This window comes from Okeania sp. SIO2F4 (genome assembly GCF_010672385.1).
In the GTDB taxonomy this organism is placed as follows: Bacteria; Cyanobacteriota; Cyanobacteriia; order Cyanobacteriales; family Microcoleaceae; genus Trichodesmium.
The window spans coordinates 1-1520 of sequence record NZ_JAAHGT010001390.1 but is presented as its reverse complement, the minus strand read 5'-3'; the positions used below and the strand labels follow the sequence as shown (position 1 = coordinate 1520).

Genomic DNA, 1520 nt, shown 5'->3' with positions numbered 1-1520 from the left:
TTTTCCCAAGTTAAATCTTGCATAAAACTAACAGCAGCATTGCTCCGAAGTCGAGCATCTTTTGGATTGGAATATACTTTTTCTAACATTTCTACTACTTCTTCAACATCAGATTCTCCCCAACCTTCTACACCTGGAAAATGAGGGGTAGGTTTGACAGATTTTTGACAGCGTAATGGATAACAATGAGAATCATTAATTATGTCTAAATGCCCGGTATTAGCAGAAATAATTGTTGGAATACCACAGGCAAGACTTTCCATTGCCACAAGATTTGTTCCGCCTTCGCAACGATTTGTAAATACAGCAACATCAGCTTCTCGTAATATTTGTCCGACCATATAATTAGGAATCGGACCAACATCAATAACTGCATTACTAGGAATATTATTTTCTAGGAACCATTCAGTAATTTGTAAACGTTTATTTTGACTAATTTTCGGTAATCCAAGAACATTTCCTGTTTGTTCAATTCCTGCCATAAACTGAGGCCAAAAATTATGCCAAGCTGTAATTAATAATGCTTCAGGATGACGTTTTTGGAAAATTTTAAAAGCTGCAATGACAATATCTTGACCTTTACGATATTCTAGTTTGCCACCAGAAAAAATAACGAAGCGATCGTCAAAAGTATTAGATTTAGGTGCTGGATGAAAAATGGTTTGATCGATACCTTGTAAAACTTTTTGTACAGGTTTTATGCCTTTACTTTCTAAAATATTTGTATTCCAAGTAGAACCTGTAATAATTAAATTGTATGTTTGGGCGCGATTTATTTGTTCTGAAGTAAATTTGGTATTTTCTGAAAAAATAATTCCGATGTTTTTGGTTCCTACAAGATTGTTACTGACAGAGAAATTACTACCTAATGCTTGTAATGTTGGCAAATTTAGTTTAATCTTTTTGCCTTGGTGATTTTTGAATTGATTTTGCAGATTTTTATGCTCGTTGAAGACTGGATTTAGTAAAGCTTGATGGAGGGGGTTTAAGGTTCCTGGTTGAATGGAAGAAGGCGTTAATAGTAGGGGTTTATATCCTGGGGTTTGAAGTAGTTGGAGAGTAAGATTAATGCCATAAATACCCCAACCACTCATAGGGTTTAGAGACCAGTTAATCGCAATTATTTTCATTATTTCAGAAGTAGAATTTTTCAAATTATCAGAGTCGTTAATATTACTATTGGTTCCTTAAATAAAAGTTTTAGTTTGTTGATTTTTTGGATAAGTCATGAAGGTGGATGAAGGTGTGTCTTTTTTATGTTTGCCAGATTTATATTGTGCTAAAGCTTTTTGAATGGCTTCTTTTGGCAATTTAATAGGCTTTCTTTCAGAAATTTTATTGGTTGGAGAATTATTATCTAGCAAATTTTCTAAGCTCCCTTTAACTTGCTTCAATACACTATTCCAATCTCCTATTTTTGGCTGCCTAAATAATCTCATTGTGGGATACCAAGGACTATCTTTGCGGTCTGTTAACCAACGCCAATCAGAATCAAAGTTTAACATGACCCAAACTGGTTT

General features: G+C 33.9%; 2 protein-coding genes. Both read right to left on the bottom strand.

Annotation, left to right across the window (positions count from 1 at the left end; translation table 11 throughout):
• A partial coding sequence (locus tag F6K22_RS40670; RefSeq protein WP_293110822.1) for a glycosyltransferase family 4 protein occupies positions 1-1130 on the bottom strand: 1130 nt, incomplete at its 3' end.
• A gap of 57 nt (positions 1131-1187) precedes the next feature.
• The coding region (locus F6K22_RS40665) for a hypothetical protein (RefSeq protein WP_293110820.1) at positions 1188-1520 on the bottom strand (333 nt) is incomplete at its 5' end.